At 61.0% G+C, this 23813-nt stretch carries 29 protein-coding genes and 1 pseudogene; 13 read left to right on the top strand and 17 right to left on the bottom strand.

Going from position 1 to position 23813, the window contains the following annotated elements:
* Positions 1-468 precede the first annotated feature (468 nt).
* The 3 genes from OLZ32_RS05745 to OLZ32_RS05735 all read right to left on the bottom strand — a co-directional run bounded on the left by OLZ32_RS05745 (position 469) and on the right by OLZ32_RS05735 (position 1795).
* Complete coding sequence (locus OLZ32_RS05745; RefSeq protein WP_264420079.1) at positions 469-1050, bottom strand: GFA family protein; 582 nt, start codon at positions 1048-1050, stop codon at positions 469-471.
* 176 nt (positions 1051-1226) lie between these two features.
* On the bottom strand, positions 1227-1463 hold the full coding sequence (locus OLZ32_RS05740) for a hypothetical protein (RefSeq protein ID WP_164569820.1): 237 nt from the start codon (positions 1461-1463) through the stop codon (positions 1227-1229).
* Positions 1464-1612: 149 nt separating this feature from the next.
* The gene (locus tag OLZ32_RS05735) at positions 1613-1795 is read right to left on the bottom strand and encodes a DUF3606 domain-containing protein (protein WP_017991847.1); all 183 of its coding nucleotides are present in this window, start codon (positions 1793-1795) and stop codon (positions 1613-1615) included.
* Positions 1796-1867: 72 nt separating this feature from the next.
* Between OLZ32_RS05735 and OLZ32_RS05730 the strand changes: the two genes are divergently transcribed.
* From OLZ32_RS05730 to OLZ32_RS05715, 4 genes are all read left to right on the top strand, one after another.
* Entirely contained in the window at positions 1868-2068 is a 201-nt protein-coding gene (locus OLZ32_RS05730; RefSeq protein ID WP_264420075.1) for a hypothetical protein, read from the top strand.
* 61 nt (positions 2069-2129) lie between these two features.
* Positions 2130-3038 (top strand): non-homologous end joining protein Ku, encoded by a 909-nt coding sequence (gene ku / locus OLZ32_RS05725; protein ID WP_264420073.1) that lies wholly within the window; start codon positions 2130-2132, stop codon positions 3036-3038.
* Between the two features lie 11 nt (positions 3039-3049).
* Positions 3050-3862: a non-homologous end joining protein Ku gene (gene ku / locus OLZ32_RS05720; protein ID WP_264420071.1), complete on the top strand. Its 813-nt coding sequence runs from the start codon at positions 3050-3052 to the stop codon at positions 3860-3862.
* Between the two features lie 4 nt (positions 3863-3866).
* Complete coding sequence (locus OLZ32_RS05715) at positions 3867-4130, top strand: hypothetical protein (protein WP_130705389.1); 264 nt, start codon at positions 3867-3869, stop codon at positions 4128-4130.
* A 733-nt stretch (positions 4131-4863) separates the two neighbouring features.
* On the opposite strand, the gene OLZ32_RS05710 is transcribed toward OLZ32_RS05715, so the two are convergent.
* A complete protein-coding gene (locus OLZ32_RS05710; protein WP_264420068.1) occupies positions 4864-5754 on the bottom strand; it encodes a LysR family transcriptional regulator in 891 nt (296 codons plus the stop codon).
* Positions 5755-6071: 317 nt separating this feature from the next.
* On the opposite strand from OLZ32_RS05710, the gene OLZ32_RS05705 reads away from it, so the two are divergent.
* Positions 6072-6368, top strand: a complete 297-nt coding sequence (locus tag OLZ32_RS05705) for an Arc family DNA-binding protein (RefSeq protein WP_264420066.1) — start codon at positions 6072-6074, stop codon at positions 6366-6368.
* 488 nt (positions 6369-6856) lie between these two features.
* Here OLZ32_RS05705 and OLZ32_RS05700 read toward each other — a convergent pair whose 3' ends face one another.
* Positions 6857-7039 (bottom strand): hypothetical protein, encoded by a 183-nt coding sequence (locus tag OLZ32_RS05700; protein ID WP_003548476.1) that lies wholly within the window; start codon positions 7037-7039, stop codon positions 6857-6859.
* Positions 7040-7109: 70 nt separating this feature from the next.
* Between OLZ32_RS05700 and OLZ32_RS05695 the strand changes: the two genes are divergently transcribed.
* Positions 7110-7751: an alpha/beta hydrolase family protein gene (locus OLZ32_RS05695; protein ID WP_264420064.1), complete on the top strand. Its 642-nt coding sequence runs from the start codon at positions 7110-7112 to the stop codon at positions 7749-7751.
* A gap of 37 nt (positions 7752-7788) precedes the next feature.
* Here OLZ32_RS05695 and OLZ32_RS05690 read toward each other — a convergent pair whose 3' ends face one another.
* Genes OLZ32_RS05690 through pcaQ form a run of 3 tightly spaced genes read right to left on the bottom strand, consistent with a single transcriptional unit; the run spans position 7789 to position 9956 of the window.
* Positions 7789-8460, bottom strand: coding sequence for an RES family NAD+ phosphorylase (locus OLZ32_RS05690; RefSeq protein ID WP_264420062.1), 672 nt, complete (start codon positions 8458-8460; stop codon positions 7789-7791).
* The gene (locus OLZ32_RS05685; protein WP_264420059.1) at positions 8457-8978 is read right to left on the bottom strand and encodes an MbcA/ParS/Xre antitoxin family protein; all 522 of its coding nucleotides are present in this window, start codon (positions 8976-8978) and stop codon (positions 8457-8459) included. The genes OLZ32_RS05690 and OLZ32_RS05685 overlap by 4 nt, the downstream gene beginning before the upstream one ends.
* 57 nt (positions 8979-9035) lie before the next feature.
* On the bottom strand, positions 9036-9956 hold the full coding sequence (gene pcaQ / locus OLZ32_RS05680; protein ID WP_264420057.1) for a pca operon transcription factor PcaQ: 921 nt from the start codon (positions 9954-9956) through the stop codon (positions 9036-9038).
* 95 nt (positions 9957-10051) lie between these two features.
* On the opposite strand from pcaQ, the gene pcaD reads away from it, so the two are divergent.
* The 5 genes from pcaD to OLZ32_RS05655 all read left to right on the top strand — a co-directional run bounded on the left by pcaD (position 10052) and on the right by OLZ32_RS05655 (position 13883).
* Positions 10052-10861 carry a 3-oxoadipate enol-lactonase gene (pcaD, locus tag OLZ32_RS05675; RefSeq protein WP_264420055.1) on the top strand — a complete coding sequence of 270 codons (810 nt, stop codon included), beginning with the start codon at positions 10052-10054 and terminating at the stop codon, positions 10859-10861.
* Positions 10858-11262 carry a 4-carboxymuconolactone decarboxylase gene (gene pcaC, locus OLZ32_RS05670; protein ID WP_168337070.1) on the top strand — a complete coding sequence of 135 codons (405 nt, stop codon included), beginning with the start codon at positions 10858-10860 and terminating at the stop codon, positions 11260-11262. Before pcaD ends, pcaC begins: the two co-directional genes overlap by 4 nt.
* 9 nt (positions 11263-11271) lie before the next feature.
* A complete protein-coding gene (gene pcaH, locus OLZ32_RS05665) occupies positions 11272-12021 on the top strand; it encodes a protocatechuate 3,4-dioxygenase subunit beta (protein WP_264420049.1) in 750 nt (249 codons plus the stop codon).
* A gap of 2 nt (positions 12022-12023) precedes the next feature.
* Positions 12024-12635: a protocatechuate 3,4-dioxygenase subunit alpha gene (gene pcaG, locus OLZ32_RS05660; protein ID WP_264420047.1), complete on the top strand. Its 612-nt coding sequence runs from the start codon at positions 12024-12026 to the stop codon at positions 12633-12635.
* A gap of 201 nt (positions 12636-12836) precedes the next feature.
* Positions 12837-13883, top strand: a complete 1047-nt coding sequence (locus tag OLZ32_RS05655) for a 3-carboxy-cis,cis-muconate cycloisomerase (RefSeq protein WP_264420045.1) — start codon at positions 12837-12839, stop codon at positions 13881-13883.
* Here OLZ32_RS05655 and OLZ32_RS05650 read toward each other — a convergent pair.
* Positions 13880-14377 carry a type II toxin-antitoxin system RelE/ParE family toxin gene (locus tag OLZ32_RS05650; RefSeq protein WP_264420043.1) on the bottom strand — a complete coding sequence of 166 codons (498 nt, stop codon included), beginning with the start codon at positions 14375-14377 and terminating at the stop codon, positions 13880-13882. The genes OLZ32_RS05655 and OLZ32_RS05650 overlap by 4 nt on opposite strands.
* A gap of 28 nt (positions 14378-14405) precedes the next feature.
* Here OLZ32_RS05650 and OLZ32_RS05645 point away from each other — a divergent pair, with 28 nt between their 5' ends.
* A complete protein-coding gene (locus OLZ32_RS05645; protein WP_033183766.1) occupies positions 14406-15173 on the top strand; it encodes an SDR family oxidoreductase in 768 nt (255 codons plus the stop codon).
* A 57-nt stretch (positions 15174-15230) separates the two neighbouring features.
* Here OLZ32_RS05645 and OLZ32_RS05640 read toward each other — a convergent pair whose 3' ends face one another.
* The 7 genes and pseudogenes from OLZ32_RS05640 to OLZ32_RS05610 all read right to left on the bottom strand — a co-directional run bounded on the left by OLZ32_RS05640 (position 15231) and on the right by OLZ32_RS05610 (position 20863).
* Positions 15231-16061 carry a shikimate dehydrogenase family protein gene (locus OLZ32_RS05640; protein ID WP_264420039.1) on the bottom strand — a complete coding sequence of 277 codons (831 nt, stop codon included), beginning with the start codon at positions 16059-16061 and terminating at the stop codon, positions 15231-15233.
* A 4-nt stretch (positions 16062-16065) separates the two neighbouring features.
* Positions 16066-17133 (bottom strand): Gfo/Idh/MocA family protein, encoded by a 1068-nt coding sequence (locus OLZ32_RS05635; protein ID WP_264420037.1) that lies wholly within the window; start codon positions 17131-17133, stop codon positions 16066-16068.
* 56 nt (positions 17134-17189) lie between these two features.
* The gene (locus tag OLZ32_RS05630) at positions 17190-17954 is read right to left on the bottom strand and encodes an amino acid ABC transporter ATP-binding protein (RefSeq protein WP_003548453.1); all 765 of its coding nucleotides are present in this window, start codon (positions 17952-17954) and stop codon (positions 17190-17192) included.
* Between the two features lie 53 nt (positions 17955-18007).
* Positions 18008-18648 (bottom strand): annotated as a pseudogene (locus tag OLZ32_RS05625) (amino acid ABC transporter permease).
* Positions 18649-18658: 10 nt separating this feature from the next.
* The gene (locus OLZ32_RS05620; RefSeq protein WP_003548451.1) at positions 18659-19327 is read right to left on the bottom strand and encodes an amino acid ABC transporter permease; all 669 of its coding nucleotides are present in this window, start codon (positions 19325-19327) and stop codon (positions 18659-18661) included.
* A 31-nt stretch (positions 19328-19358) separates the two neighbouring features.
* The gene (locus tag OLZ32_RS05615) at positions 19359-19802 is read right to left on the bottom strand and encodes a type II 3-dehydroquinate dehydratase (RefSeq protein ID WP_003548450.1); all 444 of its coding nucleotides are present in this window, start codon (positions 19800-19802) and stop codon (positions 19359-19361) included.
* A 230-nt stretch (positions 19803-20032) separates the two neighbouring features.
* A complete protein-coding gene (locus OLZ32_RS05610) occupies positions 20033-20863 on the bottom strand; it encodes a transporter substrate-binding domain-containing protein (RefSeq protein WP_264420031.1) in 831 nt (276 codons plus the stop codon).
* A 248-nt stretch (positions 20864-21111) separates the two neighbouring features.
* Here OLZ32_RS05610 and OLZ32_RS05605 point away from each other — a divergent pair, with 248 nt between their 5' ends.
* Positions 21112-23007 (top strand): bifunctional sugar phosphate isomerase/epimerase/4-hydroxyphenylpyruvate dioxygenase family protein, encoded by a 1896-nt coding sequence (locus tag OLZ32_RS05605; RefSeq protein WP_264420029.1) that lies wholly within the window; start codon positions 21112-21114, stop codon positions 23005-23007.
* 109 nt (positions 23008-23116) lie between these two features.
* Here OLZ32_RS05605 and OLZ32_RS05600 read toward each other — a convergent pair whose 3' ends face one another.
* Entirely contained in the window at positions 23117-23791 is a 675-nt protein-coding gene (locus tag OLZ32_RS05600; protein ID WP_264420027.1) for a GntR family transcriptional regulator, read from the bottom strand.
* Positions 23792-23813: the final 22 nt, after the last annotated feature.

The raw sequence follows: 23813 nt of genomic DNA, 5'->3' as shown, positions 1-23813 counted from the left end.
TCCGCAGCGGAGAGACCAACACCGCCCCCTCAGAATTGGGGCGTAGGTGGGTCTGTCATGACACGTCGATGGCTCGACGAGAGGCTTCTGGCCCTGCCGCAGAGACCACGATGTCACAACGCTTGCTCGGCGTCGAGTTAGTCAATCCCGATATGTCCAAGTCGGTGATTCTAGCGACCCGCTCGAAAACGCTGCCGACGCCGCCGTGGATCAGCCCACTGGGGCCACTCATTCGCCCCTGCGATCCACTGTGTCGCGCTGCAAGAGCGCTTTTGGACTGGAACCAACGGGACCTGGCGGAGCGAACATCGATGAGCGCGGTTTCGATACGTGCTTTTGAAAAAGGAGGCGATATGCGTGAAAGCAATCTTTCGGCTTCTAACGCTCACCTCCGAGGCCGCAGGAATCATCTTCCAGGCAAGCTGCAGTGAACGCGCTAGCTTCATCAAAAGTCTCTGAATCCCCTGCTCATGAAGGCATAGGCAGATCGAGGAGCGAGAAAAGCACTTCTGCAGGAGCGCCCTCCTGCCAGCAGGACGTTTCAGGATCCAATCGCAGGCCGCGCTGACTACGGTTGGTCCAGATGTGGGCGACCAGCTCCAGTTTGTTGCTTTCATCAAACGTCCCAGCCCGGATACCCACCAAGCCAGGACGAGCGGAGTTCGTATTGAACACTCGGGTGAAGCATTTCGGACAGGCCGACTGGTAGGAGACAAAACCGCTGCCGCCCGCTAGCTCAAACCGCGCGGTCTCTCCAGTGGCGGCAAATGCGTTCGTTTTCACGAGCGCATTCTGGCTGAATGCGCTCCCGCTCCACGTCTGGCAGTCGAGACAGTGGCAGGCATAAGTCTTTGGAAGTTTGTCCGCTTCCACTTCGTAGCGCAGCTGACCGCAGCGGCAACCACCCTTCGGCTTTTTCACGTCATTTCCCCAAGCTTCGACCTGACGTTTGAATAGCGGATTTGCGGCAAACTGGTAGCGGAAATTGCGATCTGATCTTGCGTCAGTTTCGCTGGGGTCAGCAGGCTGACTCTTGTCCAGCGGCTCCACTCAAAGGCCTCTCTGTGATTTTCGCAGGATCGAAGTAGTTGGTTCACTCCTGCGGCTCGAATGTGGATACGACCTGGCCGACCGTGTCTCATACCTGCCGCGCCGCTTGCAACAGCTTCAATGCACCTCCACGGATGACTGAATTCATCGAGTTCAGTCGGATCTGATTTGGCCTGTCAATGGACTGAGCTCGAAGTTGGCGCGTTTACGCGCGTGGCGGCCAGCCCGACGTAAGTGCCGATCAGAACGGTCGCCATCTCCTCTAGCGAGCGACAGCCCTCGTTGTAGAGTTCGATGGCGGCATCACACAAAAACGAGGACGCTTGATCGTCCCACTCCACCTCGTAGTACCGATACCATTCGCGGACCGCCTTCGACATCAGCAGGTGGTCGTTCTCAATGCACTTGGACATGCGTCACCTCAGACATGGAGGCGGCAGGCTTGCGTGGCTATGACTGCTTCGTTAAGAGACAGCGGCGTCGCCATTATCCCGGATTAGCAAAGCCAGGAACACCCACGGGACCTGCCTCGTCCGTGGACGGAGCAACTTCGTTCGGCTGCCTAACGGCGGTCAATCTCGGCCTCGACCTTCTTCCTTGAGTTTCCAGCGTTCTTCACGGCCTTCTTGACGGCGTCTTTCGAGACCCCTTCCTTCGTTGCTTCGTACTTGACCTCGTGATCCTGGCCGCCGGCCACGCGGGCTCGATCCTGCGCGCGGCCTCGGGATGTCGGTGTCTGTGCCATCGGGCTTCTCCTTCGAATGAACGTCCGCAGTAGAAACTCATAACGATTCCGGTGGTTCCCGGCAGATAGGGGATGATGCCGCGCTTGAAGCGGCTGCGGAATTCCCTGAGCAAGCTGCTCGGCATGGTGCTGGAAGAAGCAGGTTGCTGTGGCTCTCGAACTAAACAATCTCCACCGCTTTCCACTACTGCCGGGCGCAATTCGACCAGCGGAGACGGCGGAATCAATTTGGGAGAGAAATTCCGTAAAGTATTGAAAAATGATTCGTTTTGAGTCGGAACGAATCACCCTGACACGTCTTTGAGTCGCGTATTAATGATTCGGAGTATTTGTCATGCCGTCAGGACAGCGTGCGCAGTGGAAAGGCTTTCTAAAGTTCGGTGAGGTAAGCTGCGGCGTCGCTCTCTATACGGCAGCCTCGACTAGCGACCGCATCACCTTCAACACCATCAACAAGGCCACGGGCAACCGCGTCAACCGTATCTTCATAGACAGCGAGACCGAGGATCCGGTGCCGAAGGAAGCCCAGACCAAGGGCTTCGAGATCGAGAACGGCCAGTATATCATCATCGATCCTGAGGAAGTTTCCGCCGCGATCCCTGAGAGCAACAAAACGCTCGAAATTGAGGCGTTTATCCCGTGCTCCGACGTCGATGACGTCTACTTCGACAAGCCGTACTACCTCACGCCCGACAAGATGGGCGGAGACGCGTTCGCGGCTCTCCGCGATGCGATGAAGAAGTCGATGGTCGCGGCCATCGCACGCACCGTCCTATTCCGTCGAATGCGTACGGTGCTGATACGGCCGCACGGCAAGGGCCTGATCGCCAGCACGCTCAACTACGACTACGAGGTTCGTTCCTCCGAGAAGGCATTCGAGGAGATGCCCAAGCTCAAGATCGAGGGCGAGATGCTCGATCTGGCCAAACACATCATCAGCACCAAGAAGGGCGAGTTCGATCCGGCGACCTTCGACGACCGCTACGAAGCCGCCCTCGCGGATCTGGTGAAGGCGAAGCTGGAAGGCAAGTCGCTTCCGAAGCCGAAGAAGGTGCAGGTCTCCAAGCCCAACGATCTGCTGGCCGCGCTCCGCGAGAGTGCTGGGATGATGAAGGCCGCTGACGATAAACCGAAACGCACTGCGGCCAACGCCAATCAAGGCACTGGCAGGCAGCGCGCTGCGCGCGGAGTGGCTTCGAAAGCCGCCTCTTCCGGTGCCGCTCCGCGGCGCAAAGCAAGCTAGGGAGATAGACGATGGCTCCGAAATATTACTGGAAAGGCTATCTCAAACTCTCGCTGGTCACCTGCCCCGTGGCTATGACCCCGGCCACGAGCGAAAGCGAGAAGGTTCGCTTCCATACGCTCAACAAGGAGACGGGCAACCGCGTCGTCTCCCGCTACATCGATTCCGTCACGGGCAAGCGCGTCAGGGACGACAACGAAGCCAAGGGCTACGCTCGCGGAGAGAACGACTACGTAATCCTCACCGAGGACGATCTGGATGCCGTTGCGCTCGACACGGTGAAGACGATCGACATCGACAAGTTCGTCCCGGCCGACAGCATCGAGTGGATCTACCTCGAGAAGCCGCACTACCTGATGCCGGACGACGCCGTCGGCAACGAGGCATTTGCGGTGATCAGGGATGCCATGAAGGCCGACAAGGTTTTCGGCGTTTCGAAGCTCGTGATGGGCCGACGAGAGCGGGCGGTCGTCCTGGAACCGCGCGGCGAAGGCATCGTGCTCTGGACGCTGCGTTTCGGCGACGAGGTTCGACCGGAGGAGAATTACTTCGAAAACATCGACGAGCAGGCCGATCCGGATCTCATTCCCCTTGTGCAGCAGCTCATCAAGCAGAAGACCGCGCGTTGGTCTCCGGACATGGTGAGTGATCCAATCCAGGAGAGCCTGCTCAAGATCATCGCAGAGAAGAAGAAGGCGCTGAAGCCGAAAAAGGCGGCGAAGGGGAAGGCGGCCGAGGTCGCTCCGAAGTCCAATGTGGTCAGCATCATGGACGCGCTCCGGAAGAGCGTCGAGGCAGATCTCAAAGGTAGGAAGTCAGGGTAGTCAGATGCACTTGCTGGAAACCAAGATTGTTCACGAGACAACCGGATGGCGGGTAGACTTTGTCGGCGACGACGGGGAAGCGGTGTCGATCAAGGTCGCGGACGGTCACGCTGCAAGCGAAGACGAGGCGATCGAGCGTGCGAAAGAGGTCATGGTGCAGTTGACGGCATATGGCACGCGTGGCGGCGGCCGGAGCATCAACCCGTACGATGCCGCCAGCAATGGAAATTTTGACGACGACGAGCCGCTGCTGGATACGCGGCACTGATCCGCCCTGAGGAAACTCCAGCCTCTCAGGCAAAAAAAGGCCGTGGCGAAACCGCACCGACCTTGCTCATCATCGCCTTCTTACCAGTGCCAGTACATCCGTGGACAAAAGCATTTCAGCGATGAGGCCTTGCGAGCCAAGGCTGCTCATGGATCCTGAACAAGGAACCAACCTGACCCCGCGGCGGGGTCAGTCTTGGGCAGGGGGCCAGTCGTTCGAAGGTTCGTCGACCTCGTCGCCGGGATCGTCAGTGGGATCAGGGTCGCGGTCGTACACAGCTCTCAGAGAGTCGAGTTCCCGGCGAGTTCTGGTCCCACTCCCTCAATCGCACTAAAGAACGTGCCGATCAGCGTTACGCCCGCGTCCCGAACAGGGTGCTGATGTCACAGCACCCACACGCTCGAGCACCTCACCTTCCCCGTCACAATCGCAGACCCAGTTCCCATCGGCGGCGTGGCGTCTTGCATCTTCGTACCTACTCCCCCGAAGCGACCGGGCGCGCTATGATAAGACGATTGGTTTCGGCAGCCGTGCTGTTGCGCGGCGATTGAAGGGTTTCACTGCGATCGAAGGGTACTAAGATCGAGGAGTCGATCTATCTCGCAGCAGATGACGCAGGGGCATGATCAGCGAGGCAGTTGCGCCAGAACCGCCTGACGTCCCTTTATTCGCCCTGATCCCCCTGCCCCCGGCAAGCCGTTCCGCTTAGGCCGGCACCGCGATACCCCTCGCCTCACCTGCCCGGCCGTGCCAGTGACCGTGCGATATCGACGATGTCGTCGCGCGAGGCGGTTGGATCCTCTTTATTCCAGGCGACGCCAAGCCCGATCCTGAAGTCGATGCCCCTGACCGCCTTCAGCTCGAAGGCCCGGTTCGGCAGACCCTCGGTCCATTCCGGCGCAAAGCCGATCCCAAGGCCTGCCGAGACCAGCGACACCAGCGAATAGGTGTCGTCGCAGCTATAGGCGATATTGCCGGTTAGATCGTATTCCTCGAACTTCTCGTTGAAGTACCGCTCTGTGTAGGAGAGGTTCTTGCGATTGAAGGCGATGATCCTTTCCGAGCGCAGATCGTCGATGGCGATCTCTCCTTGCTCCGCCAGCCGGTTGGTCCTCGCCACCGCCAGCAGATAGCGCTCATGAGCGATCGAGGAGAAGCGCAACGAGCCGATGTTTTCCACCGGTCTGATGAAGCCGAGATTGATCTGACCGTTCTCCAGGCCGCGGATGATGTCGCCGGTATTGCCGCTTGAGATATGGATGCGGATATCCGGGTACTTGCGGGCGATCTTTCCCAGGAACGCCGGCAGCACGCCGGTGGTCGCCGGATAGACGGTGCCGATCCTGATCTGCCGAATCGTCTTGCCCGCCACCGCCCTGGTGATCTCGGCACTCAGATCGACCTCGCTCAGGATCCCGACGCAGCGCTCGTGAAAGATCTCCCCTGCCCTTGTCAGTTCCACCCGTCTGGTCGAGCGGATGAACAGCGCACAGCCGAGCTCCCGTTCAAGAGCCTGCACATGATTGGAAAGTGCCGGCTGGGCGATGCGCACCTTGGCGGCTGCCCGGCCGAAATGCAGTTCTTCGGCCACCGCGACGAAGTAGGAGAGCTGGCGTAGTTCCACGGGAGCTACTTTCTGATCAATTCGAAAAAATGTGCGGTGCCGCTCGCTTTAATTTGCGTGCGGCCTCTTCAACAAGTTATGATCCTGCTGGAGTTATGGACTCATTAGATTCGTGGGGCAGACTGCGTTATTTACGCGGCTCCCGATCGGAACCGCCTAAATGAACGCTGTCAGGTATCTCAGATTGCACGTCCACTCCTCACTCAAAGATCCGCCGTCTTGCAACCTTCTCTTATTGGAGCAGGACAGCAAATTCTTTATGACTACCGCAAGCAAAGCCGATGACGCACCGTGCGTCATCGATTGGATAACACACCATGCGTCATCTTCGCAAGGAAAAAGTGCTGAGGGGCGCGATGACTCGAGGTGACCCACATTTTCGTTTGCGAATCCCGGAAGATTTGAAACGGGAAATCGAGACCGCCGCACGCGCTAACTCACGGACCATCACATCCGAGGTTGTTTATCGCCTTGAACAGTCGTTCGGCCGAAGTTCAACTTTCCAGGGAGGTCTGGTAGAGGAGATTGAGGCTATTCGATTGAGGCTGGCCTACGTGCAAGACCTGCTTCAAAAGCAGGAATTGAGCACCCCCAGCCATAATCAGGATGCCTAAATCAACGCTGAAGCAGCCGTATACTCCTGCGCGGGAGAACCTGCATCGCGTCCCTCGATAAGGCTTGGAATCCAGGTTCCCCAGCCAATTCTTATTTTCGGTAGTTGCGGGGCTCAAGTGGCCAGGCCTGCGGCGACAGAAATCTACCTGCATCAATCTCCCAGATCATCGTCACGTTATCGCGCGAAAAAATCATGGATCGCGTCTTTGCTCCTGGAAGCTCCTCATTCTCGTTGACGAATCCCGCTGGGACGAATTTGCGGCCGCCCACAAAGCGAATGCAGGTTGAGGCCACGAGCACGACGGCTGTAGAGCAAAAAGGGCGCTCGACCCTTGCGGGGAGCGCCCTTATCCTGTCGGACACGAGCAGCTCGACGACGTCGATACCGCGCGCATCCATTTTTCAGGCAGGACCGGTATATGGACCCTTCCCGCCGGGGTTTCAAGAGGCGGTTCCGCGGTTCCACACGATAGTCGACCGTGGTCGATCAGGAGGCGACCCCGGTGATCGGATTGACCACGGGCCGTTCGCTTTTGTCCCTGACCCCGGCCGGCTGCACCACCGGCGGCGCCATCGATTCCGCGTCGGCGGGCTCCGGCTTCTCGGGAACAGCGCCGACATCCTTGGGTCGCCGCTGCTCGGGCTTTACGTTTTGATCATTCGTCGACATTGTCTGTCTCCTTTCCAGGAAGAAGTCACGGCTGTCGACATGGTTCCGACGATGAGATGGAGGATTACCGATGCTTGACAGGTTTCTGCTGCAGGGGGCCCAGGATGCGCGCTTCACGATCGTTCTTGCGCATGGCGCCGGGGCGCCGATGGATTCGCCATCGATGACAGCCGCGGCAAATGCACTCGCCGGCGTTGGCTTCCGTGTCGCCCGCTTCGAATTCGCCTATATGGCCGCCCGCCGTACCTCGGAAGTCCGCAAGCCGCCACCGCGGGCCGAAACGCTCAATCCCGAATACGAGGCGGCGATTGCCGAACTCGGCGCCAGCGGCCCGCTGATCATCGGCGGCAAGTCGATGGGCGGCCGGGTCGCCAGCATGGTCGCCGATGATCTCCATCGTCGGGGAAAGATCGCCGGTCTGCTCTGCCTCGGCTATCCCTTCCATCCGCCCGGCCAGCCAGAGAAGCTGCGCACCGGCCATCTCAGGGGGCTGACCACGCCGGCGCTGATCTGCCAGGGAACGCGCGACGAATTCGGGACGCGGGACGAGGTGCCGGGCTATGATCTGTCCGACAGGATCGAGATCCTCTGGCTCGAGGATGGCGACCACGACCTCAAGCCGCGCAAGACGATCTCCGGTTTCTCCAGTGCCGATCACCTCGCCACGATGGCGAAAGCGGTGAAGGCATGGGCCGAACGACTGCCGGTTTGAGCATCACCCATATCCCCGGCGCCGGCAGGCGCCGTCGTTAGGCAGCGAGCTTCCTGACATCGATGCGCCGGTCGGTGGAGGAAACCGTGATTTCGAAGTGGTCGGCCTGCACCACGCCCTGAATATTGCGCGGCCGGTGGGCGACGATCGCCACTCCACCTCTCAACCGGACACTGTCATAGAGGATACCGGCGCCGCCGCTCGAGCGCACCTCTTCCCCCAGCACCTGCGACGCCGCATAGCTCGTGCCGTCATAGACAGCCGCACGCCACGTCTGCTCTCCGCGAATGTCGAGATATTCGCCCAACAGAGTGGCTACGTAGCTTCGATAGGTGCGCGCCATCGTCGCGACCCCACGCGCGACGGCCTCGCGCCTGAGATGATGGCCAACCTCGGCGGCGGCTGTGCGGAGATCGTCGGCGGCATACCAGGCGCCGAGATCGGGGCCGTTGAAGCGCATTCCTCCCGGCGCAACATGCAGGAATGCCGCCATCACAATGCTGGCATTGGCAACGCCATAAACCCATTGGTCCTCGGGAAGCCGTTGGATGCGGTCGGCGACGAGCCGGTCGTTGGTCCAGCCGACGAGCTCCATCACGGCTTCGAGATCGGCCGCCCGCGTCACCGTCTCGAAAAGTCCGATTGGCGGAAATTGCGACGGGATCAGCCGGTATGACGGACGCGGCGCCTCGGCAAAACGATCCCTCACCGGAAGACGATGTCCGCATCTTCGTAGGGCGTGAAGGCTTCGTCGAGCATATTCGGCTGCATGTAGAGACCGCCGCGGGCGCCGTCGAGAAACCGGCGGACGGTCATCAACCCGTCCTGGGTCCCGTTGGTCACGATATCAAGCGGCGGATGCCCGCCGAAAACCGGCGCCTGATGCGGTGTGCGCAACCAGGCGACGCCAGCGCGTTCATCGGAAAACAGCACGCCGAGCGCTTGGTGGATGCCGAGCACGGCCGAGATGCGGGTCAGCGTATCGACATCGAGCGTGAAAACGCCGTGCTCGCGCGCCTGTTTGGCCCAATTGTGGTAGGTCGATCGGGATGGATAGCCGAGCATGAGCAGACGCTGCTCCTCGCTCAGCCCCCAGAGATCGGCGATCGCCAGAAAGGTTCGCAGGGCCGGGGCGCTCAGCCTCTTGCGGTTGGCCGGAGCAAACCGCTCCATTTCCAGCCGCCGTGGCCCCTGGTCTTCCCGTTGCTCCCGTCGCGCATGCTGCATGAAAGCCTCCTGTCTTGAATTAGACTTAGTCCAAATCTGGGCATTCATCAAGCAAATTTAAAGGGCCGCCTCGCCTGCCGCCTCCCGGATTGTCTGCATCAGGATCGATTGCGGCAGCGACGGCACGGCATCGGCACGCATCGTCAAGCCGACCGGCCCCTTGGTCTCGGCGGTATCGACCGGCAGAAGCGCCAGCCGCCCATCGGCGACATCGCCCGCCACCACGCCGTTGGAAATGATCCAGATCGCATCACTTGCCCTGAGAAATGCGCGGCCGAAGGAATCCGACACCGTCTCGATCTGGTTCGGCAGGCTGGAAACGCCGTTGGCGATGAGGAAATTTTCCACCACCGGCCGGATGATCGAACCCCGCGTCGGCATCAGCACCGTATAGTTGCTAAAGCCGGCAAACAGTGATTGCCGGCCGTCGAGCAGCGGATGGCCGGCGCGCACGGCAAACACCACCTGTTCGGAATAAAGATGTTCGAAGGAAAAGCCCGCCATCTTCTCGGCGCCGGCCAGACGTCCGACGACGAGGTCGAGATCACCGACGTGAAGCTGCTCCAGCAGCACGGCATTCTCGCCGGTGACGATCTTCACCCGGCTCCAGGTCTTTTCCTTGAGGAAGAGTTCCATCGCCCGCGGCATGATGCGCGATGACACCGTCGGCAGCGCGCCGATCCGGATCGGCGGCGCATCGGCGAACTGCTCCTGCGAGACGGAATCGAGACCCTGGCGCAGCGCCGTCAGCGCCGCACCAGCGTGGCGCAGGAAGACCTCGCCGTAGCGGGTGATCTTGATGCCGCGGCCGTCGCGCTCGAAGACATCGACACCCAGCACCTGTTCCAGTTCGCGGATCGTCTTCGTGACCGCCGGCTGGCTGACATGCAGCAATTCGGCGGCCTTCATGACGCTCTTTTGCCGCGCCACCTCGACAAAGGTTTGCAGATGGCGGAACTTGACCCGGCTGTCGATCATCGCTCGCATAACTCCAGGGTTATCGAAACGCCGATAAATATCATTTTACTTAACCGGATCAACCAGTCAATTTCACCAGACAGGAGGAGAGTGACGTGCAATTCGCCCGCATAAACGACGTGACGATCCATTATCAGATCATTGGCGCGCCTGCCGACAGGCCGGTGATCGTCTTTATCAACTCACTGGGCACGGATTTCCGCATCTGGCGCGACGTCGTGGTGCGGCTTGCCGGTGAATTCGCCATCGTGCTTTACGACAAGCGCGGCCACGGCCTTTCCGATGTTGGCCAGCTCCCCTCATCGATCGAGGACCATGCGACGGATCTCGCCGGCCTTCTCGATCTCCTATCGGTCAAGGATGCCGTCATCTGCGGCCTGTCGGTCGGCGGCCTCATCGCCCAGTCGCTCTATCACCGCCGGCCGGATCTCATCCGCGCGCTCATCCTCTGCGACACCGCCCACAAGATCGGCACGGCGGAGAGCTGGAACGCCCGCATCGCCGCCGTCGAGCAAAACGGCATCGGCAGCATTGTCGACGCGGTCATGGAGCGTTGGTTCACGCCCGCCTTCCGCCGGCCCGAGAGCACCGCCTATGCCGGCTATTGCAACATGCTGACGCGCCAGCCGGTCGAAGGTTATGTCGCCGCCTGCGCCGCGATCCGTGATGCCGACTTCACCGAGGTCGCAAAGACGATCACTGTGCCAACGATCTGCATCGTCGGCGACCAGGATGGCTCGACGCCGCCCGATCTCGTGCTTTCGACCACCAAGCTGATATCCGGCGCTCGCTACGAAGTGATCCGCGATTGCGCGCACATTCCCTGCGTCGAGCAGCCCGAGGCGCTGACGGCGATCATCCGCGCCTTCCTCACATCCATTCCGCCTGGAGAAGTCAGCCCATGAATGAAACCGCGTCCCCTTCCGAGCGCTATCGCCAGGGCATGGCGACCCGCCGCGCCGTGCTCGGCGACGCCCATGTCGATCGCGCCGCCGCCACATCGACCGAGTTCGACCGCCCCTTCCAGGAACTGATCACCGAAGCCGCCTGGGGCCATGTCTGGTCGCGCCCGGCGCTGACGAAGCGCGAGCGCTCGATCGTCACCATCGCTCTGCTTGCCGCGCTTGGCCAGGACGACGAGGTCGCCATGCATGTGCGCGCCACTGCCAATACGGGGGCGACCCGCGAGGATATCTGCGAGGCGCTGCTGCATGTGGCGATCTATGCCGGCGTTCCCGCCGCCAATCACGCGATCAAGATCGCAAAGCAGGCTTTTGAACAGATGGACGCCGAAAAGGCGGCCTGAGGGAGGAACATGTCCGAACGACCGAACCGCAAGCCCGAGACCGGCGGCTTCTTCGCCCGCGACCGCGCCTGGCATTCGCCGGCGCTGACGCCTGGCTACAAGACCTCCGTGCTGCGTGCGCCGCAGCGCGCGCTGCTGTCGCTCGACGGCACGATTTCCGAAACCACCGGCCCGGTCTTCGGCCATTCGATGATCGGCGAACTCGACAACGACCTGATCCTGAACTACGCGCAGCCCGGCGAAAGTGCGATCGGCGAGCGCATCATCGTCCATGGCCGCGTGCTCGATGAGCGCGCCAAGCCTGTTGCCGGCGCCTTGGTCGAGTTCTGGCAGGCCAATGCCGGCGGCCGCTATCGCCACAAGAAGGAAACCTATCTGGCCGCGATCGACCCGAATTTCGGCGGCTGCGGCCGCGCCATCACCGACGAGGACGGCCGTTATCACTTTCGCACCGTCCGCCCCGGCGCCTATCCCTGGCCGAACGGCATCAACGATTGGCGTCCCGCCCATATCCATTTCTCGATCTTCGGCCATGGCTTTGCCCAGCGCCTGATCACCCAGATGTATTTCGAAGGCGATCCGATGATCTGGAAATGTCCGATCGTCGGCACCATCCCCAACAAGGCGGCTATCGAGCAGCTGATCGCGCCGCTCGACTGGGGCAACACCATTCCGATGGATTCACGCGCCTATAAATTCGATATCGTGCTGCGCGGCCGCCGCTCGACGATGTTCGAAAACAGACCGGAGGGCAACTGACCATGCAGCAGCTCGACTACCTCAAGGAAACCCCGTCACAGACGGCCGGTCCCTATGTGCATATCGGCCTGACGCCGAATTTCTGCGACATAACGGGCGTCTACGACACCGATCTCGGCGTCGCGATGGTCAACGACAAGACGCTCGGCGAACGCATCACCGTCACCGGCCGGATCTTCGATGGCGCCGGTGCATTGGTGCGCGATGCGGTCATCGAGATCTGGCAGGCCGACGGTGCCGGCCTCTACAACAGCCCGTCGGAAATGCGCGGTGCTGCCGATCCCAATTTCACCGGCTGGGGCCGCTGCCCGACCCGCGCTGAGGACGGCGTCTACAGCTTCGAGACGGTCAAGCCCGGCCGCGTCCCCTTCAAGGACGGCCGCAGACAAGCTCCGCACATCACCTTCTGGATTGTCGCCCGCGGCATCAATATCGGCCTGCACACGCGCATGTATTTTCCGGAAGAGACGGAAGCCAACGCCGCCGACCCGCTGCTTTCCCGCATCGAACATCGCGAGCGCGTCGCAACGATGATCGCCACCCGCGATGGCGCAACCTGTCATTTCGACATCCATCTGCAGGGTCCGAAGGAGACGGTGTTTCTCGATATCTGAGGGCGGGCCGCGCAAGTCGCTTGTTCGCAGGGCTCCGGGCAAGTAGCCTCCCGCTCACCCTACCCGCTCCCCGCGGCGGGAGGGGACGTGCCACGAGATCATCTGCCCATGAAAGCGCGGACGCCGCCTCGAGCCTCTTCTCCCCGGTGGGGAGAGGTGCCGGCAGCGAGATCAAGTGCCCACCGACAAACCGAGACAGCCATGACCGCATCGCCCTTCGACCACCCCTTCCTTTCCGGCCTGCTCGGCGACGACGAAATCGCGCCCTACTTCTCCGCCGAGGCGGACATCCGGGCCATGCTCTCCTTCGAGGCCGCGCTCGCCAAGGCCGAAGCCGCTCATGGCCTCATTCCTGCCGAAGCCGCAAGGCGCATCACCGACAGCTGCGCCGCCTTCTCGCCCGATGTCTCCAGTCTTCGATCGGCAACGGCAAGGGACGGTGTCGTCATTCCAGATCTCATCAAGCAGCTGCGCGCCGACGTCGGCGAGGAGGCGGCAAAAAGCCTGCATCTCGGCGCCACCAGCCAGGATGTCATCGATACCAGCCTGATGATCCGCCTGAAGGCCGTCGTCTTCCTGTTTGCCGGCCGGCTTTCGACCATTTCCGCAGGGCTCGATGCGCTGGACGGCCAGTTCGGCCGAAACCAGTTGATGGGCCACACCCGCATGCAGGCGGCGATCCCGATCACCGTCGCCGATCGGCTCAATGCGTGGCGCGCACCGTTGACGACCTATCGCGACCGCCTGACCGAGCAGAGTTTTCCCGTTCAGTTCGGTGGTGCGGCCGGCACGCTGGACAAGCTCGGGTCGCAGGCCGCGGCCATCCGGGCCTCGCTCGCCCAGGAACTCGGCCTCACCGATGCACCGCAATGGCAAAGCGGGCGTCTGCCGATCGCCGACATCGCCGGCCTGTTCGCATCGATATCGGGCAGTCTCGGCAAGATGGGCCAGGATATCGCGCTGCTTGCCCAGGCCGGCGGCGAGATCGGAATCTCAGGCGGCGGCACCTCGTCGGCGATGGCGCACAAGCAAAACCCCGTTTCCGCCGAAGTCCTCATCTCGCTCGCGCGCTTCAACGCCACTCTTCTGTCGGGCATCCACCACTCCCTTGTGCACGAACAGGAACGCTCCGGCGCTGCCTGGACGCTCGAATGGCTGCTGCTGCCGCAAATGACGATGGCCACCGCCGCCAGCCTGCGGCTCGCCGGGGAGCTGATAAAAAATATCAAGAGACTTGGAACGGCCTAATTCAGAACCTGAAGCCCGTGCTTCTGAACGATCGAGAGCAGCTTCAGCGCTATTCCGCTCGGCCGCTTGGCGCCGCTTTCCCACTTCTGCACCGTGGATAGGCTGGTATTGAGATATCGTGCGAAAATCGGCTGGCTGACGTGATAGCTTTCCCGCAGTGCCTTGACGGCCTCGGGACCAAATGCGTGCGGCGAAACCAGGCAGCTTTCATCGAAGGAGCGCATCGTTTCCTTGTCGACCGCTCCTATTTCATGCATAGCCTCCACGGACGTGTGAATCGCCTCGAACGCATCGCTCTTGTACTTAGCGCTTTTTGCCATGTTCGATCTCCAGACGCCGCCCGGATCATCGGCCTTGCCTTCCGCGACCTGCCTGATAGCTTTCGATAATTCGGAATCCGATATCCGCGCTTTGCGAGCCGCCTTGGTGAACCACCCGGTTTTAAAAGCCGTTCCTCCCTGCCTGGAAGTAGCACCCGGTGCTATGTTCTTCAAGTTGACCTCCTAAGATGAGAGCAGCCTCGTGACCTTCCCCCTATTCGATCTCTCCGGCCGCCGCGCCCTCGTCACCGGCTCCAGCCAAGGCATCGGCCGCGCATTGGCGGTCGGGCTTGCCGAGCATGGCGCTTCGATCATCATCAACGGCCGCAACGCGCAGAAGGCCGAGGCCGCCGCTGAGGATATTCGTCGCAGCCATCGCCATGCCGTCAGTGCCGCCTTCGACGTCACCGATGCGGAGGCCAGCCGCACCGCCATAGCCTATATCGAGGCGGAGATCGGCCCGATCGACATCCTCGTCAACAATGCCGGCATGCAGTTTCGCGCACCGCTGGAGAACTTCCCGGTCGACAAATGGGACGAAATCTTCAAGACCAATGTCTCCAGCCTGTTCTATGTCAGCCAGCCGGTCGCCCAGGCGATGATATCGCGCGGCCGCGGCAAGATCATCAACATCGCCTCCGTCCAGGCCGAACTCGCCCGTCCCGGCATCGCGCCCTATACCGCCACCAAGGGCGCGGTGAAGAACCTGACGCGCGGCATGGCGACCGACTGGGCGAAATACGGCCTGCAGGTCAACGCGATCGCGCCAGGCTATTTCCGCACGCCGCTCAACCAGGCGCTTGTCGACGATCCCAAGTTTTCTGGCTGGCTGGAAACCCGCACGCCGGCCGGCCGCTGGGGCGAAGTCAAGGAGCTCGTCGGCGCCGCCGTCTTCCTGGCCTCGGATGCCTCCTCCTTCGTCAACGGCCATATGCTGACGGTCGACGGCGGCATCACCGCCTCGCTCTAGAACAGGATGTTGTCCGAAAACCGTGCACACTTTTCGGCATCATGCTCTAAATTCGCATCATCCGAGTTTGGCGATTGCCCGCAGATTGTCGGCCGTCGTCGTCGGGAATTCGAAGAATTCGAGATAGGCGGGGATCTGTTCGAACAACATGTCAGTCCCAACCTGAAATGCACAGCCGCGCGCCCGCACGGCCTCGAGAAAAGGGGTTATCTCCTTCGTCATCACAACTTCGCCGACGAAGGTCGATGGCGAGATGCGGTCGATATCGATCGGCAGCGGGTCGCCCCGTCGCATGCCGAGGGGTGTCGCGTTGACGACGATATCGAAACCATCAGGGTCGGCGGAGCCGACCGTCACTTGAAGCTGCGGATAATATTTCTTCAGCCTATCCAGCAGCGTGGTGGCGGTCGTCTCATTGGCGTCGAAGATGGCGAGATGCTCCACGCCCGCCTGTGCCAAGGACGCCGCGATCGCCGAGCCGACGCCGCCTGCACCGGCAATGAGCGCATGGGCTCCCTCGACCTTCTTGCCCTTGCGCAATACGCCGCGAACGAAGCCCTCGCCATCGAACATGTCACCGATCAGCCTGCCGTCCGACCCGAGACGGACCGCGTTGCACGAGCCGGCGACTTTCGCGTTGGTCGACGTTTCGTCGAGCAGCGCCATCGTCGAAATCTTGTGCGGCATCGTAATCAGAGCACCGTGGATATTGGAGAGCCGGAACAGAAGCTTCAGAAACGCCGGATAGTCCTGCGGCCTGCAGCCCATCGGCACGACGACGGCATCAATTCCGTTCTTCTCGAAGTACGGATTGTAGATCAGCGGCGCCTTGAAGGACTCCGTCGGATAGCCGAGGTGCGCGATGAGTTTGGTCGTCCCGGTGATCATATGGTCAGACTTTCTGGGGATCGGAAGAGGCGCTGGCTTTGGAGAGGTGGATCATCTGTCCCGCGCCCGCCGATCTCTTGATCGCTTCGACGACCCTGAGCGTGGCAAGGCCCTCCCGGCCACTCACCAGAGGCGGGGCATCGCCACGAATGACATCGCAAAAATGTCTGAGCTGAACGCAAAGGGGATCGGCTGCTGCGTAAGCCACGCGCTCCTCGGCAAGCGGCTCCAGCCAGTCGGGCCTCGAAAGGCTCGTCCAAAGCGTCAGATCAGGAATTCCGAGCGAACCCGTGGTGCCGCCGATCTGGTAGCAGAATTGATCGTAATGGGGAAAAGCGGGGTTTTCGCCGGTGGTCGTCTCCCAGCTCCAGGGCGCGGCCACGGCATCACTGCCGTTGAGGGTGGCAAGCACCCCGCTTGCGAAACGCAGCGTGACGACGGCCGTATCCTCGACGGCATGGTTCCGCACGGCATGGGATTCCATCGCATGGACGGCTTCGACCTCGCCGAAGAGATATCGGAAGAGATCGACATCGTGGATCAGGTTGACGAAGACCGGGCCGGCGCCCGCTTCGCGCCGCCAGGGTATATCGAAATAGTCGTCGGGCTTGGCGACCCAGAACGTGCCGTGCACCGCGATGATCCGGCCAAGTCTTCCGCCGTCGACGATCTGCTTGACCGCCTGGATCATCGGATTGTGGCGCCTGTGATGACCGACCAGCAGCGGTATGCCTGCCTTCTCGCCGGCGGCAACCAGCGCTGCTGCAGCATCGACATCGTCGGCGATCGGTTTCTCGATCAGAACGGGGATGCCGGCGGCGACGATCTCCAATCCGTTCTCGACGTGGAACTGGTTCGGCGTTGCCACGATGAGGCCGTGAGGCCTGTCCTCGACGCGGATGTCTAAGAAGCTCCGGTACCATCGGGCGCCGACAGTCTCGGCAAAGTCGCGACCGGCGGCGGAAGGATCGATCACCGCCGAGAGAACGGTTCCGGGCTCGGACATGACACGCTCGACGTGGCGCCTGCCGATGAGGCCGGCTCCCATGACTGCAATCTCCAGCGGCTTCATTGCCGGCTCCCGGAATCTTCCAGAGGTATATTTGCCAGACGCATCGACTTGACCCCTTACTTCCGCAGGATTTCTCCGAGGAATTTCCTGGTTCGCTCATGCTGTGGGTTCGTGAAGAACTCGGCCGGCGGGGCTTCCTCGACGATCGCGCCGCTGGCCATGAAGATCACGCGATCGGCGACCTGGCGGGCAAAGCCCATTTCGTGCGTGACGCAGATCATCGTCATGCCCTCGTCGGCCAGCGCGATCATCGTATCCAGCACCTCCTTGACCATCTCCGGGTCAAGCGCCGACGTCGGCTCATCGAACAGCATGACTTTCGGCCGCATGCAAAGCGCGCGGGCGATGGCGACACGTTGCTGCTGGCCGCCCGAAAGCTGCACCGGATATTTGTCGGCCTGCTCCAGGATCTTGACCCGCTCGAGGAGCCCGCGTGCCCGTTCCTCGGCCTCCGCCCTGCCGACACCAACTGCCTTCATCGGTGCCAGCATGCAGTTCTGCAGCACGGTCAGATGCGGAAACAGATTGAACTGCTGGAAGACCATGCCGACCTCGCGACGGATCGCATCGATGGTCTTGGCCTGATTGCCGAGAAGAATCCCGCCGACGCGGATTTCCCCCTTCTCGTAGGTCTCGAGATGGTTGATGCAGCGAATGAGCGTCGACTTGCCGCTGCCGGAGGGCCCGCACAAGACGATCCTCTCGCCGCTGCGAACCGATATGTTGATGTCGCGCAGGGCTTGAAAAGCGCCATACCACTTCTCCACCCGCTCCATGGTGATCATGGTTTCCGCGCCTTGAGCGGGACTGGGACTGGTCATCGGTAGAACTCCGTATTGGCGGGCTGGACCGCGTCGAGGACGAGGGATGCGGATCAGCGCGCGGAGGCGGCGAACTTTCGTTCGAGGCGAGCGCCAAGAATCGTCAGTGGGCAGCACATCAGGAAATAGAGAATGCCGACGATGCCGAAGACCGTCAGCGGTTGGAAAATCTGGTTGGAGATGATGTTGCCGGCCCGCGTCAGCTCGGTGAAGCCGACGATCGATGCAAGCGAGGTGCCCTTGATCAACTGCACGAGGAAGCCGATCGTGGCGGGCAGCGAAATGCGCAGCGCCTGCGGCAGGATGACATCCTTCATGCGCGAGATGTATCTGAGGCTGAGAGCCTTTGCCGCTTCCGTCTGGCCGCGCGGAACCGCTTCGATCGATCCGCGCCAGATCTCGCCGAGATAGGCGCTCGCATGCAGCGTCAGGCCGATGGCGACGGCCACCCAGGAATCGAGCATCAGCCCTACCAGCGCCAAGCCGTAATAGACGACGAAAAGCTGCATCAGCAGCGGCGTTCCCTGGAAGACGGCGATATAGCCGGCCGTGACGCGTTCCAGCAGCGGTATGCCCGAGGCGCGCGCAGAGCGACGCCGAGCCCTGCAATGCCGCCGCAGACAAAGCCGACGGCGGACAGGAGCACGGTCCATTTCAGGCCGATCAGGAGGAAGACGAATTCTTCGTGACCCATGGAATTCCTCCTACTTGACCGGATATTTGAAGTAGCGCGCCGAAAACAGCGCGAAGATGCGCATCATCAGCCAGGAGATCACGAAATAGAAAACCGTGACGGTGAAGTAGACCTCGAAGCTCCGGAAGCTCTCCGACTCGATGCGCTGCGAAACGGACGTCAGCTCGTAGGCCGAAATCGCCGAGGCAATGCTGGTGGTCAGCGTCAGCAGGACGAACTGGCTGGTCAAGGACGGATAGATCGCCCGCAATGCCGGCTTGAGGATGATCAGCCGGAAAACCTGAGCCTTGTGCAGACCAAGCGCCAGACCCGCTTCCATCTGTCCCTTCGGGATCGACTGGACGCCGCCGCGAATGATCTCGATTGCGTAGGCGCCGCCGTTGATGCCGAGCGCGATAATCGCCGTCGGTGTCGGATCCAGCCTGATGCCTGTCAGCGGAAGCGCGAAGTAGATGAAGAAGATCTGCACCAGAAACGGCGTGTTGCGGATCAATTCGACGAAGGCGATGACCAGCCATCGCGCCGGCTTGAGCGCGGAGTCGCGGAGCGCAACGCCGCCAATTCCGATGACGATCGCCAGCAGCATCCCACAAATGGCAAGCAAGAATGTCCCGAGGCAACCGAGCAGAAGGCTCGGCAGGCCATCTATGACCGGGGTGAAATCCAACTTATAATTCATGGCGATCCTTCCGGTCCGTCTTCCTGAAAGTTCAGTCCCGCTTGACCATTCCAGCCATCGCCTGGACAGCCAGTTCGTAGCCGTCGGCTCCGAAACCGATCATGATGGCCGTGGCAACGCGCGAGATCAGCGAATTGTGGTAGATGCTTTCGCGGGCATGGACATTGGAGATGTGCAGTTCGATCTTCGGCGGGTCGAACATTTTCAACGCATCGAGAAGAGCGATAGATGTGAAGGTATAGCCGGCAGGATTGATGATGATGCCACAGGCGTCGGTCCTGGCCTGGTGCACGCTCTCGACCAGTTCGCCCTCGAAATTGGTCTGGCGGAACTCGACGTCGAATCCCAAGGACTTTGCCTTGGTCACGCACCGTTTCCTAATGTCGGCCAGCGTCGTGGTTCCATAGATCGCCGGTTCGCGCTGACCGAGAAGATTGAGGTTCGGCCCGTTGAGCACAAAGATTGGTTTGTTCATGATCGCGCTCCTGGATGCGGGCAGAGCCTTAAGCATGGCGGTTGCGTTGCCGGGCATTGCATGCCCGGCCTTGCTTGGTGAGGGATTGCCTCTTTGAGGACATCATCCTCGGCTTTCTGCCGGGGATCCGCCCCCGTGGATGCCCGGGACGAGCCCGAGCATGACGGACGAGCGGTTGGCGGGCCCTATCTCAGCCGGAAAACCGGGCCTCGTCCGGCTTTGCCGTTCGCTCAGTTCGCCGCGAACGGGATGCCTTCCAGCGTTTCCGGGAATTCCGGGACCGGAACCTTCATCCACTTGTCGTAGACTGCCTTGAGTTCGCCGTTGGCCTTGATCTTGTCGATGAAGGTGTTGAGCGCCGCATTGATTTCCTTTTCGCCAAGACGGGTGCAAGCACCGTTGTAGAGCTTCTGGAACTCAAGCTTGTTTTCGAATTCGCCCGGACGGGCCTTTTCCACCCGGTCCATGTAGAAGATGTTGCCGCCCAGCGTCTCGACCTGGCCGGACACCAGCGCCTGGACGCTCGGGGCATCTCCATCATAGCGCCGGATGGTCGTGCCCGCCGGCGCGTTCTTGGTGACCTGCGTGTCCTGGGCAGCCCCCTTGGCGACGCCGACCGTGAACTTGGCCATGTCGGCATTCGTCTTGATTTCAGCCGATTTCGGACCAATCAGAACAATGGCATTGGCAACATAGGGCTTGCTGAACTGCACGGCCTTTGCACGATCCGGCAGCATCGCCATCGTTGCGAACAGAACGTCGACACGGCCGGCCGTCAGTGCGGGAATGCGGTTGTTGACTTCAAGCGGCACGAACTCGACCGAAACACCCAGTTCCTTGGCAAACAGCGTCGCGATGTCGGCGTCGAGGCCGTCCTGTTTGCCGCTGCTGGTTACAAAGCCCCAAGGCGGGTTGTCACCCTGAATTCCGACGACGATCTTGCCGCGAGCCTTGATTTCATCAGGCGTGATGGCGGCAGCCGGTTGCGCCAGGGTGACGGCAGCCACCAGGGCCGCGGCTCCGAGCATCGCGTTTCGGCGCGTCAGCATAGATTTGAACATGTGATTCCTCCTCCTTTGGCGGTCACTCGACCGGACAGCCACCTCACCTTTTGACTGTGAGAGGAATGATTGCCAGAGACGAGCGCTCAAATCAACAGAGTTTTTCAAAATCATATGAGAATTTATAATAACGCACGCTATTTGAATTCCTCACGACATTTGCCATAATAGTAGCGAGCGATTTTCCGGGACGCATCGTGGCGTTCGGTGCTCGCTTAATCGCGCACGGATATCGGAAGGGCTTTGACATGAGGACCTCGATTGCGACTGTAACGATCAGCGGCGAACTCCCTGAGAAGCTCGAGGCGATCGCCCGGGCGGGCTTCGACGGCGTCGAGATCTTCGAAAATGACTTCCTCGCCTTCGACGGAAGCCCGGCCGATGTCGGAAAACTCGTCCGCGACCATGGCCTGGAGATCACCCTGTTTCAGCCATTCCGTGATTTCGAGGGCATGCCGGAGCCCCTGCGACGCCGTACGTTTGACCGCGCGGAACGGAAGTTCGACGTGATGCAGCAGCTCGGAACGGATCTGGTGCTCGTCTGCTCCAACGTCTCGCCGGCGGCCATCGGCGGCATCGACCGGGCGGCGGCGGACTTTCACGAACTTGGCGAGCGTGCCGCCCGGCGTGGACTGAGGGTTGGCTACGAGGCGCTTGCCTGGGGTCGCCATATCAGCGACCACCGCGACGCCTGGGAGATCGTCCGTCGCGCCGATCATCCGAATGTCGGTCTTATCCTCGACAGCTTCCACACCTTGTCGCGCAAGATCGACGTCAATTCGATCCGCTCGATTCCCAAAGAGAAGATCTTCATCGTCCAGCTTGCCGATGCCCCTGATATCGACATGGACCTGCTCTATTGGAGCCGCCACTTCCGAAACATGCCGGGTGAAGGCGACCTTCCCGTGACGGCGTTCACCGAAGCCGTCGCGGCGACAGGTTATGACGGCTATTTCTCCCTGGAGATCTTCAACGACCAGTTTCGAGGCGGTTTGTCGCGTGCCATTGCGGCCGATGGCCACCGCTCGCTGATCTATCTTGGCGATCAGGTCCGACGCAATCTCGGCACCGGCAGCATGACCGGAGCGGCGATGCCGGAAAGGCCTTCCGTCAAGGGCGTCGGCTTCGTCGAGTTTGCCACGGACGAGGAAGACGAAGTCGCGCTGGTTGCATTGCTGCGCACCCTCGGATTCAAAAAGACGGCGGTCCACCGCACGAAAAAGGTCTCCCTCTTCGAGCAGGGCGAGATCCGCATCCTCGTCAATGTCGATCAGGCAGGCTTCGCCAACGCCGCCTACGCCGTTCACGGTACTTTTGCCTATGCCATGGCCCTGATCGTCGACGATGCCGCCAAGGCATATGAGCGCGCGCTCGCCTTGGATGCCGAGCCGTTCACCCAGCCTGTCGCAGACGGTGAGCTTGAGCTGCCCGCCATTCGCGGTGTCGGGGGCGGGATCGTCTATCTCATCGACGACAAGAGCGCATTGGGGCGCTTTTCCGAAATCGACTTTCAGCCGGTCACCGACGACAGCGACGCGCCGTCTGCAGGTCTTTTGCGCATTGATCACGTCGCCCAGACGGTCGGCTATGATGAAATGCTCACCTGGCTTCTGTTCTACACGTCCATTTTCGAGACGCGGAAGACCCCGATGGTCGATATCATCGATCCGGCCGGGGTGGTGCGCAGTCAAGTCGTCGAGAACGACACCGGGGCGCTGCGCATTACCATGAACGGCGCCGAGAACCGCCGCACTCTGGCGGGACATTTCATGGCCGAGAAATTCGGGGCCGGCATCCAGCACCTGGCGTTTTTGACCGACGACATCTTTGCAACCGCCGAAAGCCTTCGTGTCTGCGGTTTCAGATCGCTGCACATTTCGCCGAACTACTATGACGACGTCGAAGCACGCTTCGGCCTCGACCCTGCATTGACCGAGCGGCTGAAGGCGGAAAACATCCTCTATGACCGCGACGAGCACGGCGAATATTTCCAGCTCTATAGCGGAACCTATGGCGAGGGTTTCTTCTTCGAGATCGTCGAGCGCCGCGGCTACCGCGGCTATGGCGCGCCGAACGCAATTTTCCGGATCGCCGCCCTGAAGAAACAGATGCGTCCGGAAGGAATTCCGAAAGATGCCTCTTGAGCTATGGTTTGGGAGCGGCTCAGCTTTTCATGAGAGCGCAGAGCCGCTCTAGCCTTTTGTTTGGCGCATCCCGGACGGAAAACCGCGTCGCACTTTTCCCGGAATTGCCCTAACTAATCCGGCCGCTCTTCAGCACATGGTCCACGCCGCTTTGAACGTGCCGTCTGACGACGTCGGTCGCGCCGGCGACGTCGCGCTGAATGGACAGCTCAAACAAAAGCTTATGGTCATCGACGACCGGCTTGCCGCGAAAACTTTCGGCCAGCATATGGTAGCGGAGAAAGCGGTCGAAGACGGACGACAATGTCGCCATCAGCGTCGCCGAATTGCAGGCCGAGACGATCGCCTGATGGAACTCCCAGTCGTATCGGACCCAGTCAACGGTCCGCGAGACGTCGCCGGCAAGGAGCTTGCGTTCCGCGGCAGCCAGCCGGTGATGGGCGGCGACGATGCGCCCCTCCCATTCAAGATTTCCAGCAGCGAAGGCAAGGCCGATCGCATGTGTTTCCAGAACAATTCTGAGGTCGGCGAGCTCGAGGAGTTCGCGGCGCGAAGCGGGGCTGACTTCAAAACCACGCTGCCCCTCGGCGACGACGAGGTTTTCCGTGGTCAGGCGGCTCAGGATTTCGCGCAGCGATGAAATGCCGATGGAGTAGCGCTCTTTTGCCTGCTCCAGCTTGATCTTGGCCCCCGGCGGCAATGTCCCCGATATGATATCCTCGCGGATCTGCCGGAAGACGACATCGCTTACTGTTTCCGCCGGGTCGTGGACTTGCTTGAGCATGGCTTTTCCTGGTTTCGCCGAA

Origin of the sequence: Rhizobium acaciae (genome assembly GCF_025941625.1) — a bacterium.
Taxonomy (GTDB): domain Bacteria; phylum Pseudomonadota; class Alphaproteobacteria; order Rhizobiales; family Rhizobiaceae; genus Rhizobium; species Rhizobium acaciae.
This window is presented reverse-complemented; position numbering and strand designations above follow the sequence as displayed.

What these genes read in the sequence shown, in the direction of transcription:
- OLZ32_RS05705 (WP_264420066.1), top strand. Translation starts at nt 6,072, where the DNA reads ATGCGTCATCTTCGCAAGGAAAAAGTGCTGAGGGGCGCGATGACTCGA.
- OLZ32_RS05635 (WP_264420037.1), bottom strand. Translation starts at nt 17,133, where the DNA reads ATGAAGCCGCTGGAGATTGCAGTCATGGGAGCCGGCCTCATCGGCAGG.
- pcaH (WP_264420049.1), top strand. Translation starts at nt 11,272, where the DNA reads ATGTCCGAACGACCGAACCGCAAGCCCGAGACCGGCGGCTTCTTCGCC.
- OLZ32_RS05685 (WP_264420059.1), bottom strand. Translation starts at nt 8,978, where the DNA reads ATGCAGCATGCGCGACGGGAGCAACGGGAAGACCAGGGGCCACGGCGG.
- OLZ32_RS05620 (WP_003548451.1), bottom strand. Translation starts at nt 19,327, where the DNA reads ATGAATTATAAGTTGGATTTCACCCCGGTCATAGATGGCCTGCCGAGC.
- OLZ32_RS05695 (WP_264420064.1), top strand. Translation starts at nt 7,110, where the DNA reads ATGCTTGACAGGTTTCTGCTGCAGGGGGCCCAGGATGCGCGCTTCACG.
- pcaQ (WP_264420057.1), bottom strand. Translation starts at nt 9,956, where the DNA reads ATGATCGACAGCCGGGTCAAGTTCCGCCATCTGCAAACCTTTGTCGAG.
- OLZ32_RS05740 (WP_164569820.1), bottom strand. Translation starts at nt 1,463, where the DNA reads ATGTCCAAGTGCATTGAGAACGACCACCTGCTGATGTCGAAGGCGGTC.
- pcaG (WP_264420047.1), top strand. Translation starts at nt 12,024, where the DNA reads ATGCAGCAGCTCGACTACCTCAAGGAAACCCCGTCACAGACGGCCGGT.
- pcaC (WP_168337070.1), top strand. Translation starts at nt 10,858, where the DNA reads ATGAATGAAACCGCGTCCCCTTCCGAGCGCTATCGCCAGGGCATGGCG.
- OLZ32_RS05630 (WP_003548453.1), bottom strand. Translation starts at nt 17,954, where the DNA reads ATGACCAGTCCCAGTCCCGCTCAAGGCGCGGAAACCATGATCACCATG.
- OLZ32_RS05605 (WP_264420029.1), top strand. Translation starts at nt 21,112, where the DNA reads ATGAGGACCTCGATTGCGACTGTAACGATCAGCGGCGAACTCCCTGAG.
- OLZ32_RS05610 (WP_264420031.1), bottom strand. Translation starts at nt 20,863, where the DNA reads ATGTTCAAATCTATGCTGACGCGCCGAAACGCGATGCTCGGAGCCGCG.
- OLZ32_RS05700 (WP_003548476.1), bottom strand. Translation starts at nt 7,039, where the DNA reads ATGTCGACGAATGATCAAAACGTAAAGCCCGAGCAGCGGCGACCCAAG.
- OLZ32_RS05640 (WP_264420039.1), bottom strand. Translation starts at nt 16,061, where the DNA reads ATGATCACCGGGACGACCAAACTCATCGCGCACCTCGGCTATCCGACG.
- OLZ32_RS05730 (WP_264420075.1), top strand. Translation starts at nt 1,868, where the DNA reads ATGATGCCGCGCTTGAAGCGGCTGCGGAATTCCCTGAGCAAGCTGCTC.
- OLZ32_RS05735 (WP_017991847.1), bottom strand. Translation starts at nt 1,795, where the DNA reads ATGGCACAGACACCGACATCCCGAGGCCGCGCGCAGGATCGAGCCCGC.
- ku (WP_264420071.1), top strand. Translation starts at nt 3,050, where the DNA reads ATGGCTCCGAAATATTACTGGAAAGGCTATCTCAAACTCTCGCTGGTC.
- ku (WP_264420073.1), top strand. Translation starts at nt 2,130, where the DNA reads ATGCCGTCAGGACAGCGTGCGCAGTGGAAAGGCTTTCTAAAGTTCGGT.
- OLZ32_RS05715 (WP_130705389.1), top strand. Translation starts at nt 3,867, where the DNA reads ATGCACTTGCTGGAAACCAAGATTGTTCACGAGACAACCGGATGGCGG.
- OLZ32_RS05615 (WP_003548450.1), bottom strand. Translation starts at nt 19,802, where the DNA reads ATGAACAAACCAATCTTTGTGCTCAACGGGCCGAACCTCAATCTTCTC.
- OLZ32_RS05600 (WP_264420027.1), bottom strand. Translation starts at nt 23,791, where the DNA reads ATGCTCAAGCAAGTCCACGACCCGGCGGAAACAGTAAGCGATGTCGTC.
- OLZ32_RS05655 (WP_264420045.1), top strand. Translation starts at nt 12,837, where the DNA reads ATGACCGCATCGCCCTTCGACCACCCCTTCCTTTCCGGCCTGCTCGGC.